Origin of the sequence: Microbacterium sp. I2 (genome assembly GCF_051364985.1) — a bacterium.
Taxonomy (GTDB): Bacteria; Actinomycetota; Actinomycetes; order Actinomycetales; family Microbacteriaceae; genus Microbacterium.
In genome coordinates this window covers 92,067-106,407 of record NZ_JBLWIH010000001.1, presented here as the reverse complement: position 1 = coordinate 106,407, position 14,341 = coordinate 92,067, and the positions used below count along the sequence as shown (strand labels likewise).

Annotated in this window: 12 protein-coding genes; 7 read left to right on the top strand and 5 right to left on the bottom strand. The window is 70.5% G+C overall.

Annotation, left to right across the window (positions count from 1 at the left end):
• Window positions 1–326: 326 nt before the first annotated feature.
• Window positions 327–812, top strand: coding sequence for a gluconokinase (locus ACLKM7_RS00540; protein WP_436445742.1), 486 nt, complete (start codon window positions 327–329; stop codon window positions 810–812).
• A gap of 4 nt (window positions 813–816) precedes the next feature.
• On the opposite strand, the gene ACLKM7_RS00535 is transcribed toward ACLKM7_RS00540, so the two are convergent.
• On the bottom strand, window positions 817–939 hold the full coding sequence (locus ACLKM7_RS00535; RefSeq protein WP_436445062.1) for a hypothetical protein: 123 nt from the start codon (window positions 937–939) through the stop codon (window positions 817–819).
• 285 nt (window positions 940–1,224) lie between these two features.
• Here ACLKM7_RS00535 and ACLKM7_RS00530 point away from each other — a divergent pair, with 285 nt between their 5' ends.
• Both ACLKM7_RS00530 and pth read left to right on the top strand, forming a co-directional pair.
• The gene (locus tag ACLKM7_RS00530) at window positions 1,225–1,866 is read left to right on the top strand and encodes a 50S ribosomal protein L25/general stress protein Ctc (protein ID WP_436445060.1); all 642 of its coding nucleotides are present in this window, start codon (window positions 1,225–1,227) and stop codon (window positions 1,864–1,866) included.
• Window positions 1,867–1,964: 98 nt separating this feature from the next.
• Window positions 1,965–2,549 (top strand): aminoacyl-tRNA hydrolase, encoded by a 585-nt coding sequence (pth, locus tag ACLKM7_RS00525; RefSeq protein WP_436445059.1) that lies wholly within the window; start codon window positions 1,965–1,967, stop codon window positions 2,547–2,549.
• 4 nt (window positions 2,550–2,553) lie between these two features.
• Here pth and ACLKM7_RS00520 read toward each other — a convergent pair whose 3' ends face one another.
• Window positions 2,554–3,264: a hypothetical protein gene (locus ACLKM7_RS00520; protein ID WP_436445057.1), complete on the bottom strand. Its 711-nt coding sequence runs from the start codon at window positions 3,262–3,264 to the stop codon at window positions 2,554–2,556.
• 70 nt (window positions 3,265–3,334) lie between these two features.
• Here ACLKM7_RS00520 and mfd point away from each other — a divergent pair, with 70 nt between their 5' ends.
• Entirely contained in the window at window positions 3,335–6,964 is a 3,630-nt protein-coding gene (gene mfd, locus ACLKM7_RS00515) for a transcription-repair coupling factor (RefSeq protein ID WP_436445056.1), read from the top strand.
• A gap of 33 nt (window positions 6,965–6,997) precedes the next feature.
• Here the strand turns inward: mfd and gdhA are convergent, their stop codons facing one another.
• Complete coding sequence (gene gdhA / locus ACLKM7_RS00510; RefSeq protein ID WP_436445055.1) at window positions 6,998–8,356, bottom strand: NADP-specific glutamate dehydrogenase; 1,359 nt, start codon at window positions 8,354–8,356, stop codon at window positions 6,998–7,000.
• 219 nt (window positions 8,357–8,575) lie between these two features.
• Between gdhA and ACLKM7_RS00505 the strand changes: the two genes are divergently transcribed.
• Window positions 8,576–9,175 carry a gamma carbonic anhydrase family protein gene (locus ACLKM7_RS00505; RefSeq protein WP_436445054.1) on the top strand — a complete coding sequence of 200 codons (600 nt, stop codon included), beginning with the start codon at window positions 8,576–8,578 and terminating at the stop codon, window positions 9,173–9,175.
• Between the two features lie 12 nt (window positions 9,176–9,187).
• Here ACLKM7_RS00505 and ACLKM7_RS00500 read toward each other — a convergent pair whose 3' ends face one another.
• Window positions 9,188–9,379, bottom strand: coding sequence for a hypothetical protein (locus ACLKM7_RS00500; RefSeq protein ID WP_436445053.1), 192 nt, complete (start codon window positions 9,377–9,379; stop codon window positions 9,188–9,190).
• Between the two features lie 78 nt (window positions 9,380–9,457).
• Window positions 9,458–12,142, bottom strand: a complete 2,685-nt coding sequence (locus ACLKM7_RS00495; RefSeq protein ID WP_436445052.1) for a phosphoenolpyruvate carboxylase — start codon at window positions 12,140–12,142, stop codon at window positions 9,458–9,460.
• 169 nt (window positions 12,143–12,311) lie between these two features.
• Here ACLKM7_RS00495 and ACLKM7_RS00490 point away from each other — a divergent pair, with 169 nt between their 5' ends.
• Together ACLKM7_RS00490 and ACLKM7_RS00485 are read left to right on the top strand one after the other, a co-directional pair.
• Window positions 12,312–13,508 (top strand): Na+/H+ antiporter NhaA, encoded by a 1,197-nt coding sequence (locus tag ACLKM7_RS00490; RefSeq protein WP_436445051.1) that lies wholly within the window; start codon window positions 12,312–12,314, stop codon window positions 13,506–13,508.
• A complete protein-coding gene (locus tag ACLKM7_RS00485) occupies window positions 13,505–14,206 on the top strand; it encodes a MazG family protein (protein ID WP_436445049.1) in 702 nt (233 codons plus the stop codon). Before ACLKM7_RS00490 ends, ACLKM7_RS00485 begins: the two co-directional genes overlap by 4 nt.
• The last annotated feature ends 135 nt before the right edge of the window (window positions 14,207–14,341 follow it).

Sequence of the window (14,341 nt, the reverse complement as noted above, 5' to 3'; positions counted from 1 at the left end):
ATCCGGACCCTCCGGCTCCGGAGTCGGGCGAGGGACGTCCTCGGCGGCGGGGGCGGCCTCGTGCGCCGTCGTGGCCTCGTCAGGAGCCTGGTCCTGATCGGTCGAGATGCTGGTCTGGGCCTGCTCGCCGGTGCGCGAAGGATCGTTCGAAGACACACATGCTCCTGGGGTCGGGGTCACATCCAGCCTAGAGTCTGGCCCATCCGTGTTACACCGCGTGGCCGTGTGCTCACCCCGCGCGCGGCAGGGATGTGAGGCCGGTCCGCTAACGTGGCCGCGTGGCTCAGGGACAACAGGCGGAGACCGGACGACGGCGCATCGTGGTGATGGGCCCGAGCGGGTCGGGCAAGTCGGTCGTGGGCGCGGTGCTCGCCGAGCGTCTCGGCGTCGCGTTCATCGATGCGGACGATCTGCATCCTGCCGGGAACGTGGCAAAGATGGCGGCGGGCACGCCGCTGGACGACAGCGACCGGATGCCGTGGCTCGACATCGTGGCGGACGCGCTGGCCTCGGCGCCCGAGGGGGCCGTGGTGGCGTGCTCGGCGCTCGCGCGCCGCTATCGGCAGCGCATCCTCGAGGGGGCGCCCGACGCCGTGTTCGTCGAACTGCGCGTCTCGCCCGGCGAGCTGGCGCGGCGCATGAGCACGCGTCAGCACTTCATGCCTCCGGCCCTGCTGGCGTCACAGCTGCAGGCACTCGAGCACCTCGACGACGACGAGCCGGGTGTCGTGGTGGACAACGACCGCGCGCCCCACGATGTCGTCACCGAGGTCACGCGCGCGCTCGACGCGCGACGGCGCGCGCAGCGGTGACCGATCAGTCCTTGCGGTAGGCCTGACGCCCGAGACCCCAGAATGACAGGATGACGCCGAGACCGCCGATGGCCGCCATCGCGCCGATCAGCCACAGCAGAGCGTGGGACCAGAAGCCGTAATCCATGGGATCCTCCGTCGCCCGCGGGTCGTGAAGCGGGGGCGTTCCTCATCGTAGCGGGGGCGCTGGTAGACTGGTCTCGAACTTCGGCGAGGGATGCCTCGCGCCCGGCGGCAGCGTCGGGTTGCGGCATCCGTGATCGACGCGGTGATGCAGGCCCACCTGGCTTTCCTCACGCGTGTGCGTTCGAGTCGAGAACAGATCCCATAATCCCGGGCCCCGCCACCGCGCAGGCCGATTCATCCGGCTTCGAGCCGCACAGAAGTGGGCCATGTGCCCGCAAGGAGAACCATGTCGACCGAACCCGACACCAAAGTCCACGCCGAGCTCCGCGAGAACTTCGGCAAGGGCTTCGCCCGCCGTCTTCGCGCGGCCGGCAAGATTCCCGCCGTCATCTACGGCCACGGCACCGAGCCCGTGCACGTCGCGCTGCCCGGTCACCAGACCGCGCTGCTCATCCGCCGCGCGAACGCGGTGCTCGAGCTCGACGTGAACGGCACTCACCAGCTGACGCTCGTCAAGGACGTCCAGAAGGACCCGGTGCACCAGGTCATCGAGCACATCGACCTCCTCGTCGTCAAGAAGGGCGAGAAGGTCCAGGTCGAGGTGCCGATCCTCGTCGTGGGCGAGCCGTTCGCCGGCACCATCGCGAACCTCGACGCGCAGACCATCGCGCTCGAGGTCGAGGCGACCCACATCCCGCAGAACATCGAGGTCGACGTCGAGGGCCTCGAGGACGGCACGCACATCACCGCGGCCGACCTGAAGCTGCCCAAGGGCGCGGCGCTGGCCGCCGACCCCGAGGTCCTCGTGGTCGCCATCTCGGTCCCGGCCGCCACGCTGGCCGCCGAGGACGAGATCGCCGAGGCCGATGCCGAGGTCGCCGCCGAGCAGGCCGAGCAGGCAGAAGAGGGTGGCGAAGCGGCCGAGTAAACGTCGCAGAGCATGTGACGAGGGGGCGCGGGACACCGCGCCCCCTCGTTCGTCTCGCCGGGGCGATCGCGATCGTCCCGGTCGGGCAGGATGGAGACATGGCACAGGTCTGGCTGATCGCGGGACTGGGCAATCCCGGCCCCCGCTACGAACTGACTCGCCACAACGTGGGGCAGCTCGTCGTGGACGAGCTCGCCGCGCGACGCGGCGAGACCTTCCGCGCTCACAAGGCGAACGCCCGCGTCGTGGAGACGTGGCTGCGTCCCGGAGGGGCGAAGCTCATCCTCGCCAAGCCGAACACGTTCATGAACGTTTCAGGCGGGCCGGTCGCCGGTCTGGCGAAGTTCTACGGTGTCGAGCCGGGCCATGTGGTCGTCGTGCATGACGAACTCGACATCCCGTTCGACACGATCAAGCTCAAGACCGGCGGCGGGCACGGCGGCCACAACGGCGTGCGCGACGTGGCGAAGGCGCTCGACTCGGGCGAGTTCGCACGCGTGCGCGTGGGCATCGGCCGCCCCGCAGGCCGGCAGGATCCGGCGGACTGGGTGCTCGACCCGTTCGGTGCGGCGGAGCGCAAGAACCTGCCGATCCTCGTCGGGGACGCCGCCGACGCCGTCGAGCAGCTCGTCGACGAGGGCCTGCTGGCCGCGCAGCAGAAGCACCACGCTCCGCGGGCGTGACGGGTCAGCCGCCGATGCCGCTTCCCGCGGCGAACCCGGCGGTGAGGAATCCCTGCACGACGGCGCCGAAGATCAGCGGTCCGACGGCGGCGATCACGACGGCGGCGATGCCGGCACCGCGGCCGCGGCGGGTGACGATGGCGACGATCCCCTGGACGAGCGCCCAGATGCCGATCGCCGTGCCGGCCCAGAACGCGATCTCGCCCATGAGGACCCAGTCGCGCACCGGCGTCAGGATCGACCAGTCGAAATCGGTGCCGAGAGCGCCCATCGCGATCTGGCGCCCGGTGCCCAGCCCGATGTTGAACGAGGCGAGGGCGGCGAGCAGGCTCGCCCCGACCGTGGCCAGGAGTCCGAGCACGAGTGCCACGGTGCCGAGCGCGCGGCCGCGGGTGGCAGGTGCGCCCGTGGGGTATCGCGCGACCGCGCCGGGGTAGCCGGTCGCCGCGGGGTAACCCGCGGGCGCCGCGTATCCGGGCGGGGGAGCGAACCGGGCCGTGGCGCCGCCTTGCTGGTCAGGTGCCGCCGGCACGCCGAAGGGTGGCGCGGCCGGGGCTGCCCAGCCGCCGTGCGACGCGGAATCAGGCGCCGCATGCGGGGCGACGTTCCGCTTGGCGCCCTGCTCCTGAGTCGCGGAGGCGCCCTCATCCGCGGAGGCACCCTGATTCGGGGCGGCGGCGGGCGCGGGCTCGGTGGGGTCGCTCACGCGTCTCATCCTAGGAGGAGAGGCCGACGCGACGAGGGGCGGCGACCCCTGTGTCGGTGGTGCGACGTAGACTCGTGCGGTGACAGTTCCCGGGATCGTGCGCGCCCTCGAGCAGGCTGAACCATTCCAGGATGCGGTCGCCGCGGCATCGGTCGACGCCGATTTCTCGCTCGTCGAGGGTCTGAGCGCACCGCTGCTCGCCGCCCTGGTCGAACGGCGGCGGGCGGCCGGCAAGCCGCCGGTGGTGCTGCTGGTGGCCCCCACGGGGCGTCGCGCCGAGTCCGTGGGCCCGGCCCTGGGCGCACTGCTCCCCGGTGCCGAGGTGCTGCACTTCCCCGCGTGGGAGACCCTGCCCCACGAACGCCTGAGTCCGAGTGCCGAGACCGTCGGCACCCGGCTCGAGGTCCTGACGCGGATCGCGCGATGGGATGCGTCGACTCCTCTGGTCGTGACGGCCTCCGTTCGCGGCGCGAGCCAGCCGCTCGCCGCGGGGCTGACCGATGTCGCCCCGGTCGAACTCGTCGCCGGGGGACGCGGACACGATCTCGGCGAGGTCGCCGCACGTCTGGTCGAGTTGGCGTATCACCGCGTCGACATGGTCTCGCGGCGCGGAGAGTTCGCCCTGCGCGGCGGCATCCTCGACGTCTTCCCTCCGACGGCCGCGCACCCGTACCGCGTCGAGTTCTTCGGCGACGAGGTGGACCAGATCCGCGCGTTCTCGGTCGCCGATCAGCGTTCGCTGCCCGGCGACGTCGCCGAGGTCACCCTGCTCGCCAGCCGCGAGCTGCTGCTGACGGATGCCGTCCGGTCACGCGCCCGCGGACTCCGGGACGAGTTCCCGGGCCTGGCCGGGATGCTCGAGAAGATGGGGGAGGGCATCCCCGTCGAGGGTATGGAATCGCTTCTTCCCGTGGTCGTGGACCGGCTCGTGACCCTGGTCGACTATCTGCCCGAGGCGGCCGCGGTCGCCCTGACCGATCCCGAACGTGCCGTGACGCGTGCGATCACGCTCGGCGACACCAACAGGGAGTTCCTCGACGCGGCCTGGAGCGCCGCGACGGCCGGCGCCTCGACGCCCGTCGACCTCGGAGCCGGAGACTTCCTGACGCTTCCGCGCCTGCGCGAGGCCACCCGCGATCGCGGCGGAGTCTGGTGGACGCTGAGCGCGTTCGATTCCGGAGAGGCGGATGCCGCAGCCGAGGGACTGCTGGACACCGCGGTCGATGCCGACATCGACGTCGCCCTGCAGGCCGCGACGACGATCCGTGTGCCGGGAACCGCCGTGCCGTCGTTCCATGGCAACGTCGAAGGTGCGACCGCGCATGTGGGCGCACTGCTGGCCGACGGCTGGCGCGTCGTGGTCGCGGCATCCGGAACCGGACTGGTCGAGCGCGCACGCGACGTCCTCGCCGAGCGGGGGATCGCGGCACGCCGCGTCGACGACGTGCTCGGAGCGCCCGAGCCGGGCGTCGCCCACCTCGTCGTCTCGGTGCTCGAGCGCGGCTTCGAAGTGCCTGATGCCAAGCTCGCCGTGCTCACCGAGTCGGAGTTCTACGGCCGCACCATCGGCGGCGACCAGCGCGTGGTGAAGAAGCTCGCGTCGCGTCGCAAGGCGGTCGTCGATCCGCTGCAGCTGAAGAACGGCGACTACGTCGTGCACGCGACGCACGGCATCGGCAAGTTCGTCGAGCTCACGCAGCGCGAGGTGTCCAGTGGCGGGCGCAACCCGGTCAAGAGCGTGCGCGAATACCTGGTGCTCGAATACGCGCCGTCCAAGCGCGGCTATCCGGGCGACAAGCTCTTCGTGCCCACCGACCAGCTCGACCTGCTCTCACGCTACGTCGGCGGCGAGGCTCCGACCCTGTCGAAGATGGGCGGCAGCGACTGGGCGCAGGCCAAGAGCAAGGCACGCCGCGCGGTGCGCGACATCGCCGTCGAGCTCGTGAAGCTCTATTCGGCCCGCATGGCGGCCAAGGGCTATGCTTTCGGCCCCGATACGCCGTGGCAGCGCGAGCTCGAGGAGGCGTTCCCGTTCGCCGAGACGCCCGACCAGCTGCAGACGATCGACGAGATCAAGGCCGACATGGAGAAGCCGATCCCGATGGACCGGCTGCTGTCGGGCGACGTCGGGTTCGGCAAGACAGAGGTCGCCGTCCGCGCCGCGTTCAAGGCGATTCAGGATGGCAAGCAGGTCGCGATGCTCGTCCCCACGACGCTGCTCGTCAAGCAGCACCTCGACACCTTCACCGAGCGCTTCGCCGGCTTCCCGGTCAAGGTGAAGGCACTCTCGCGGTTCCAGACCGACAAGCAGGCGCGCGAGGTGGTCGCCGGACTCGCCGACGGGACCATCGACATGGTGATCGGCACGCACCGGATCCTCACCGAGAAGGTGCTCTTCAAGGACCTCGGTCTCATGATCATCGACGAGGAGCAGCGGTTCGGCGTCGAGCACAAGGACCAGCTGAAGAAGCTCAAGACCAACGTCGACATCCTCGCCATGAGCGCGACGCCGATTCCGCGCACGCTCGAGATGGCCGTCACCGGCATCCGCGAGATGTCGACGCTGCAGACGCCGCCCGAGGACCGGCATCCGATCCTGTCGTACGTCGGCCCCCGTAACGACAAGCAGATCGCCGCGGCGATCCGCCGCGAGCTGCTGCGCGAGGGCCAGGTGTTCTTCGTCCACAACCGCGTGTCGTCGATCCAGCGGGTCGCGGCGCAGCTGGCCGAGCTGATCCCCGAGGCGCGCATCGCCGTCGCCCACGGGCAGATGGGGGAGCACGCGCTCGAGGAGGTCGTCGATGCGTTCTGGGAGCGTCGCTTCGACGTGCTGGTGTGCACCACCATCGTCGAGACGGGCCTGGACATCTCCAACGCGAACACGATCATCATTGACCGCGCCGACAAATACGGGCTGTCGCAGCTGCATCAGCTGCGCGGCCGCGTGGGACGGGCGCGCGAGCGCGCCTACGCGTACTTCCTCTACGACGAGCAGAAGCCGCTCAGCGAGACCGCGGCCGATCGGCTCGAGACCATCGCCGTCAACAACGATCTCGGTTCCGGCATGCAGGTCGCCCTGAAGGACCTCGAGCTGCGGGGTGCGGGCAATCTGCTGGGCGCCGAGCAGGCCGGGCACATCGCAGGGGTCGGCTTCGACCTCTATCTGCGCATGATCGGCGAGGCGGTCGCGACGTTCCGCGGCGAAGAGGCCGAGGGCCCGACCGAGTTGCGGCTGGAGCTGCCGGTGCAGGCGCGGATCCCCGAGTCGTACATCGACAGCGAGAGGCTGCGTCTCGAGGCCTACCAGAAGCTCTCGGCCGCAGCATCCGCGTCGGCCAAGGACGACGCCCTCGACCTCGTCGTCGACGAGCTCACCGACCGCTACGGCGAGCCGCCGGCCGAGCTCGAGGGGCTGCTCGCGGTCGCCCGCCTGCGTCGTCGGGCTGGGCGGGCGGGGCTCGCCGATGTCGTGGCGATGGGCCCGAACCTTCGCATCGCGCCCGCGAATCTGCCCGACTCGATGCGGGTGCGGCTGCAGCGCCTCTACCCGAAAGCCAAGCTGATGTCCGGCGGCGAGGCGGTCGTGGTGCCCTTGCCGACCGCCGGCGGCGAGCGAGTGTCGGATGCAGACCTCATCGCGTGGGTCGGGCAGCTGCTCGACCAGCTGTGGCCCGTCAAGACCGACGTCGCCGTATCGGAATTGGCCTGACGTCCAACCCGCACCACCGTCGCGGTGGATCGGTCAGATGACGCCCTGTGCGAGCATCGCGTGGGCCACGCGCTCGAACCCGGCCGAGTTCGCCCCCACGACGTAGTCGCCGGGGCGGCCGTAGCGTGCGGCGGCGTCGAACGCCGCGTCGTGGACGTCCTTCATGATCGACCGCAGCTTGGCCTCGCTGTCGTCGAAGCTCCAGCGCTGGCGCGCTGCGTTCTGGCTCATCTCGAGCGCCGACGTCGCGACGCCGCCCGCGTTGGCCGCCTTGCCGGGACCGAACAGCACATCCGCCTCCTGGAACGCGGCCACCGCGCCGGGCGTCGACGGCATGTTCGCGCCTTCGGCGACGGCACGCACGCCGTTGCCGATGAGGGTGCGGGCGTCGTCCTCGTCGAGCTCGTTCTGCGTGGCCGACGGGATCGCGATGTCCACAGGGACCTCCCACGGGCGCCCGCCCTCGACGAAGCGCGCACCGGGGCGTCGCGCGGCGTACTCCGCGATGCGGGCGCGTTCGACCTCTTTGATCTCGCGCAGGAGGTCCACATCGATGCCCGCGTCGTCCACGACGTAGCCGGACGAGTCGGATGCCGTCACCGGAGTGCCGCCCAGCTGCCAGGCCTTCTTGATCGCATAGAGGGCGACATTGCCCGAGCCGGATACTCCGACGCGAGTGCCCTCGAGCGAGGAGCCGCGCATCGCGAGCATCTCCTGGACGAAGAACACCGCGCCGTAGCCGGTGGCCTCGGTGCGGACCTCGGCGCCGCCCCACTGCACGCCCTTGCCGGTGAACATGCCCGACTCATGCCGGTTGGTGATCTTGCGGTACTGGCCGAAGAGGTAGCCGATCTCGCGCGCACCCACGCCGATGTCGCCGGCGGGCACGTCGGTGTGCTCGCCGAGGTGACGGTAGAGCTCGTTCATGAACGACTGGCAGAAGCGCATGACCTCGGCATCGGACTTGCCGTGAGGATCGAAGTCGCTGCCGCCCTTCGCGCCGCCGATGCCCTGGCCGGTCAGGGCGTTCTTGAAGATCTGCTCGAAGCCGAGGAACTTGACGATCGAGAGATTGACGCTCGGGTGGAAGCGCAGCCCGCCCTTGTACGGGCCGAGCACCGACGAGAACTGCACGCGGAAGCCGCGATTCACCTGCAGCCGGCCGCGGTCGTCGACCCACGGCACCCGGAAGAGGATCTGCCGTTCGGGCTCGACGAGTCGCTCCACGATGCCGCCGTCCACGAACTGCGGGTGCGCGTCCAGCACGGGGGCGATCGACTCGAGCACCTCGTGCACGGCCTGCTGGAACTCGGGCTCGTGGGGGTTGCGGGCGAGGACGGTGGCGTAGACGTCGCGAACGACAGGGGGCAGAGCGACGAGTGTTTCGGTCACGGGTGGAGCTTTCTTGCCGGAGCCAGGGGATTCCCCGGCCGGCGGCCCGCACCCGCGGGTTCGCGGGGCATCCGGCCGGACGCGGATCTGCGGTGGTGGCCGGTGGCATGCGCAGAACGCGCAATAGCTCGGAGGGGAGACTCCAGCCTAACCCGCCTGCTCGGGTGAGTGACGCGAGGGCGCCGGGCCGCGCTACGCTGGCGCCGATCAGGAGGACCGATGCGATTCGAGCACCTCGGGGCCCAGCCCCGCATCCATCCCGATGCCGTCGTCGCGGCGACGGCCGTCATCAGCGGCGACGTCGAGGTCGGCGCCGACTGCCAGATCCTGCACGGCGCCGTGATCACCGCTGAGGGCGGACCCATCACCCTGGGCGCGAATGTGATCGTGATGGAGAACGCGCTCGTCCGTGCGACGGCGACGAACCCCGTGCACGTCGGAGACCACGTGCTGATCGGTCCGATGGCGAGCGTCTCGGGCGCCGTCATCGAGGACGAGGTGTTCCTCGCGACGGGAACGCGTGTCTTCAACGGCGCCAGGATCGGGCGGCGCAGCGAAGTGCGGATCAACGGCGTCGTCCACCTGCGCACGACGCTCGCCCCCGAGACGACGGTGCCGATCGGCTGGGTCGCTGTGGGGGATCCGGTGCAGATCCTGCCACCCGAGCGCCACGACGAGATCTGGGCGGCGCAGCGCGAGCTGGACTTTCCGGGTTACGTCTTCGGCCTGGACCGCGAGACGCCCGACCTCATGGTGCAGCTCACCGAGCGATACGGGCGAAGTCTCGCGCGGCACGCGGACGATCGCCGCGTGGACTGACGCGATCGATCGTCAGCTCCAGTCCGCGCCGCAGTCGCGGCAGCCGAAGTGCGGGCTGGCGTCCAACTGTCCATGGCGCAACTCGTCGCCGCGGTCGAACTCCAGCACGAACCACTCTTCGGCGATGCGGACCTCCGACGACGCGCACACCGGGCACACGTCGATCGCGAGCGTCAGCGTCGCGTCATCTCCTGCTCTGCCCATGCGCCGACGGTAACCCCGGCCGCCCACACATGCGGCAGCGACGCGCGTGTCGGCGCGGACGCTCAGCCGGTGTTCTGATCAGCCGGTGTTCTGCAGGCCGGCGGCGACTCCCGAGACCGACAGCAGCAGCAGCCGCTGCTGCTCGGGATCGACCGGGGCGTCTTCGGGAGCGTCGCGCAGCGCGCGCAGGGCGCGCAGCTGCAGCAGTGACAGCGCGTCGACATAGGGGCTGCGCATCTTGACGGCGCGCTGCAGCACGGGCTTGTTGCCGAGCAGCTCGGTGCCGCCGGTGACGCGGATGACCCACGAGCGGGTGAGCGCCATCTCGTCGCGGACGAGGGCGGCGAGATCGTCGCGGTCGCCGAGTTCGAGATAGTGGCGCGCGATGCGGTCGTCGGCCTTCGCGAGGCTCATCGCGACGTTGTCGACCAGCGTGCGGAAGAGGGGCCATTCCTGGTACGCACGCTGCAGGAGCGGCTCGTCGCCGACCGCCTCGAGCGCGGTGCCCAGGCCGAACCAGCCGGCGAGGTTGATGCGGGCCTGCGTCCACGCGAACACCCACGGGATGGCGCGCAGGTCCTCGAGCGACTCGACCGAGAGCCCGCGCCGCGCGGGGCGCGAGCCGAGCGCGAGCAGCCCGATCTCTTCCATGGGAGTCACACGCGCGAACCACGAGGCGAAGCCGGGCGCCTTCACCAGGGCGAGGAAGCGTTCGCGGGATGCCGCATCCAGCGTCGCCGCCACGTCCGCGTACCGCTCGGCGGCCGCGCGGTTGCGCTCCTCGTTCGAGGGCGCCGAAGCGAGCAGGATCGCCGCGGCGACCTGATCGATGTGGCGCATGGCGATCGCGGGGTCGCCGTAGCGGGCGAAGATGACCTCACCTTGCTCGGTGAGCTTGAACCGCCCGTCCACCGAGTGCGGCGGCTGCGCGAGGATCGCCGAGTTCGCGGGCCCGCCGCCACGCCCCAGGGCGCCGCCGCGGCCGTGGAAGAGCGTCAGCTCGATCCCGTTCTCCCGCGCCCAGGCCGAGATGGCCGCCTGCGCCTGGTAGAGCGCGAGGTTCGCTGCGACCGGGCCGACGTCCTTCGACGAGTCGGAGTAGCCGAGCATGACCTCGAGGCGGCGCCCGGTCGCCTCGAGGCGGGCCGCGAACTCGGGGTGATCGACGATCTCGGCGAGGATGCCGGGTGCGGCCTGAAGGTCGGCGAACGTCTCGAACAGCGGCACGACGTCGAGGACGGGGGGCGTGCCGTCCGGCCCGACCGCGTGGCGGGCCAGGCGGTGCACGGCGGCGAGGTCGTCGGCGGACTGCGTGAACGACACGATGTAGCGACCGGCGGCACGCGGGCCGTAGCGCTCCTGCAGGAACGCGATCGTGCGGATGACGTCGAGCACCTCATCGGCGAGCTCGCTGAGCGGTGCGCCGCTGGATGCCGCGGCATCCAGCTCCGCGAGGACCTTCGCATGCACCGCGGAGTGCTGGCGCACCTCGAGCTCGGTGAGGTGGAAGCCGTAGGTCTCGACCTGCCACAGCAGCTGCTGCAGGTGCCCGTATGCCTGGCGGGGGGCGCCCGCCTGCACGAGCGAGTCCTGCACGACGCGCAGGTCGGCGAGCAGGTGCTCGGGGTCCCGATACGCCAGGTCGGCGTTGCGCTCGCGCGTCGCCTCGATCCGGCGCGCGACGAGCAGCAGGATGCGCCGGTGCGGTTCGTCGGGCGAGCGCTTGGCGATCTCTTTCGCGGCCTCCTCGTCGGCGGCCTTCAGTCGCTGCCACAGCGCGAGCAGCGCCGGGCTCGGCGGCGTGGTCGTCGCGTCGAGCGTGAGCGTGCGCCCGATGCGGCTGGTGGTGCGCTCGAGTCCGAGCAGGACGTGCTCGCTGGCGATCTTCGCCGCCTTGCGGGTGACGGATGCCGTCACGAACGGGTTGCCGTCCCTGTCGCCGCCGACCCACGAGCCCACGCGCACGAAAGGCCGCACCACGGGCGCGCGTCCGCCGGCGGCCGGCCCCTGCAGCGCGTCGTCGACGCGACGGTAGACGTGGGGGACCGCGGTGTACAGCGTCTCGTCGAAGACCGCCATGACGGCACGCACTTCGTCCACGGGCGAGGGCTTCTCGGGGCGGAGCGGCGCCGTGCGCCACAGCGTGTCGACCTCTTCGATCATTCGTCGCTCGGCGCGCCGCTCATCCGCACCGTTGCGAAGCGACGAGTCGTGCTCTTCGAGCAGTGCAGCCAGCCGACGGATGCTGGACGAGACGGCCCGGCGGCGGGCCTCGGTGGGGTGCGCGGTGAAGACCGGGTGGAAGCGCATGTTCTGCAGGTGCGCGAGCGCGGTGTCGTCGCCGACCTCACTGGCCAGGCGCATGAACGCCGCGGCGACGGAGTCGGTGGCACGCTCACGGTCGGGGCGGCCGTCCCGCTCCCGCAGGATGCGCACGCGCTGGTGCTCCTCGGCGAGGTTGACGAGGTGGAAGTACGCGGTGAATGCGCGGGCGACCTCGTCGGCCCGCTCGATCGTGAACGAGTCGGCGATCGCCGCCGCGCGCGCGAACGCTTCGGGCGTCTCGTCGGTGTAGGCCTGGATCGTCGCGATCCGCAGCCGCTCGACGTCCTCGTACAGGCCGGGCGATCCGCTCTCTCGCAGGACGCGCCCCAGCAGTGTGCCCAGCATTCGCACATCGGCGCGCATGCGCTCGGGAATCTCCTGCTCCGCCTCGAATCGTCCGACGACGTCGATCGCTTCGGTGTGGGTGAGTTCGCGCATCCGTCCAGGCTAACGGCGGCTCGTACCGCCCCGATGACACGGGTCTTCGTGTGACGCGGCCCGGACCCGTGCAGCCGAGGGTGTCAGTAGACTTGCCCCCTGGTGTGCCGGGAAGTCTGGTCGGCGATGCGCTGTGGCGCGATCCGCCGACCCCGACGAAAGGACCCGTGTGTCCCTGCTCCGCTCTGCCCGCTTTCCAGCGATCATCCTCCTGGTCTCAGCGGTTCTCGCCCTCATTCTCGCCAACTCACCGGCCGGACCAGGGATCGCGGCTGTGAAGGACGCCTACCTGGGCATTCCCGGCGTCTTCGAGATGTCGGTCGGGCATTGGGTGCAGGACGGTCTTCTCGCCGTCTTCTTCTTCATCGTGGCGGTCGAGCTGCAGTTCGAACTCACCAACGGCGAGCTGAACTCGGCCCGCAAGGCTCTCCAGCCCGCGATCGCGGCGGCGGGCGGCGTGCTCGTCCCGATCGCCGTCTTCCTCCTGTTCGCAGCCCGATCCGATGCCTCAGACGGATGGCCCATTCCCACGGCGACCGACATCGCATTCGCGTTGGGTGTTCTCGCCGTCTTCGGCAAGGGCCTTCCCTCCGGCATCCGGATCTTCCTGCTGGCCCTGGCCATCCTCGACGACATCGTCGGCATCGTGTTCATCGCCGTGCTCTTCACCAACGACGTCAATGTCGGCCTGCTCGCCCTGGCAGGCGTGGCGGTGATCGTCTTCGGGATCCTCAGCCGTCAGCTCGATACGCGCGGTCGCATCCCGATCGCGATCATCCTGATCGTCCTCGCGATCACCGCGTGGGTCCTCGTCTACCTGTCGGGCGTGCACGCGACGATCGCAGGCGTGGCTCTGGGACTGGCGATGGCGCAGCAGCCCGCCCTGCGCGCGCGTCATGAGCTGGAGCCCTGGGTGAACGGGATCGTCCTGCCGCTGTTCGCGTTCTCGGCGGCACTCGTCGTCATCCCGGCCGTCTCGCCGTCGCAGCTCTCGCCGGCGTTCTGGGGGATTCTCGTGGCGTTGCCCGTAGGGAAGATCATCGGAATCTCGATCGCCGGCTGGATCTCGCTGCGCATCGGGAACCGCGGCGCCGCCCCGCATCTGTCTTTCGCCGATCTACTCGCTGCCGGCGCACTCGGCGGCATCGGCTTCACCGTGTCGCTCCTGCTTTCCGAGCTCGCTTTCGCCGGTGCCCCGCTCGTCCGCGATGAAGCGACGCTGGGCGTCCTCGGAGGCTCGGCGATCTCGATCGTTCTCGCAGCGGTCCTGGTCGCACTGCGCGCTCGCCACTACCGCCGGATCGATCCCTCGTCGCGCGGCGATGAGCTGCCCCGCATGGACGAGCAGAATGGCCAGATCGCATGACGGAGACCGCCGGATCCTCCGACGCCCTGCGCGAGGCGGCCGACACGATGCGGGCGGTGCGGGACCGGTGCGTGTGGACGCAGCAGATCGACCACCGCGCGCTCGTGCCGTATCTGATCGAGGAGAGCGCCGAGCTCATCGACGCCGTCGAGGAGGGCTCGCGTGCCGAGCTGCGCGAAGAGCTGGGCGACCTGCTGTGGCAGGTGCTCTTCCACGCCGAGATCGCCTCGCGAGACCCCGACGAGCCGTTCGACATCGACGACGTGGCGCGCGGGCTCACCGACAAGATGGTCCGGCGGCATCCGCATGTCTTCGGTGATGCGGTCGCGACGACGCCCGAAGAGGTGCTCGTGCACTGGAACGCCGCGAAGGCCGCCGAGAAGAACGAGCGCACGAGCGTCCTCGACGGCGTGAGCGAGCGGATGCCGTCGCTCGCGCTCGCCCAGAAGCTCATTGGCAAGGCAGCCCAGGTCGACCTCCCGCCGACCCCCCGGGCATTGAGCGAGGAGCGCAGCGACGAGACGAAACCGGCCGAACCGAGGTCGGAGGCCGAGCTCGGCGACACGCTCCTGGAGCTCGTGGCGACGGCGCGGGAGAACGGCTGGGACGCTGAGCGGGCGCTCCGCGAGCGGCTGCGAAGACTCGAGGGAGACATCCGCGCGACTGAGGCGGCTTCCCGCCGCGACGAGATCAGGTGATGTCACCGGGGGAGGACGATCCACGCGCCAACGTCCTACGCTCGTGAAATCACCTGATCTCGCGAGGCGTGGGGTCGGCGGAGCGGCCGGGGATGCCGCGGACAACACGGCGGAATCGATCGGTGGACGCGACCT

What these genes read in the sequence shown, in the direction of transcription:
- ACLKM7_RS00540 (WP_436445742.1), top strand. Translation starts at nt 327, where the DNA reads ATGGGCCCGAGCGGGTCGGGCAAGTCGGTCGTGGGCGCGGTGCTCGCC.
- ACLKM7_RS00535 (WP_436445062.1), bottom strand. Translation starts at nt 939, where the DNA reads ATGGATTACGGCTTCTGGTCCCACGCTCTGCTGTGGCTGATCGGCGCG.
- ACLKM7_RS00530 (WP_436445060.1), top strand. Translation starts at nt 1,225, where the DNA reads ATGTCGACCGAACCCGACACCAAAGTCCACGCCGAGCTCCGCGAGAAC.
- pth (WP_436445059.1), top strand. Translation starts at nt 1,965, where the DNA reads ATGGCACAGGTCTGGCTGATCGCGGGACTGGGCAATCCCGGCCCCCGC.
- ACLKM7_RS00520 (WP_436445057.1), bottom strand. Translation starts at nt 3,264, where the DNA reads ATGAGACGCGTGAGCGACCCCACCGAGCCCGCGCCCGCCGCCGCCCCG.
- ACLKM7_RS00505 (WP_436445054.1), top strand. Translation starts at nt 8,576, where the DNA reads ATGCGATTCGAGCACCTCGGGGCCCAGCCCCGCATCCATCCCGATGCC.
- ACLKM7_RS00500 (WP_436445053.1), bottom strand. Translation starts at nt 9,379, where the DNA reads ATGGGCAGAGCAGGAGATGACGCGACGCTGACGCTCGCGATCGACGTG.
- ACLKM7_RS00495 (WP_436445052.1), bottom strand. Translation starts at nt 12,142, where the DNA reads ATGCGCGAACTCACCCACACCGAAGCGATCGACGTCGTCGGACGATTC.
- ACLKM7_RS00485 (WP_436445049.1), top strand. Translation starts at nt 13,505, where the DNA reads ATGACGGAGACCGCCGGATCCTCCGACGCCCTGCGCGAGGCGGCCGAC.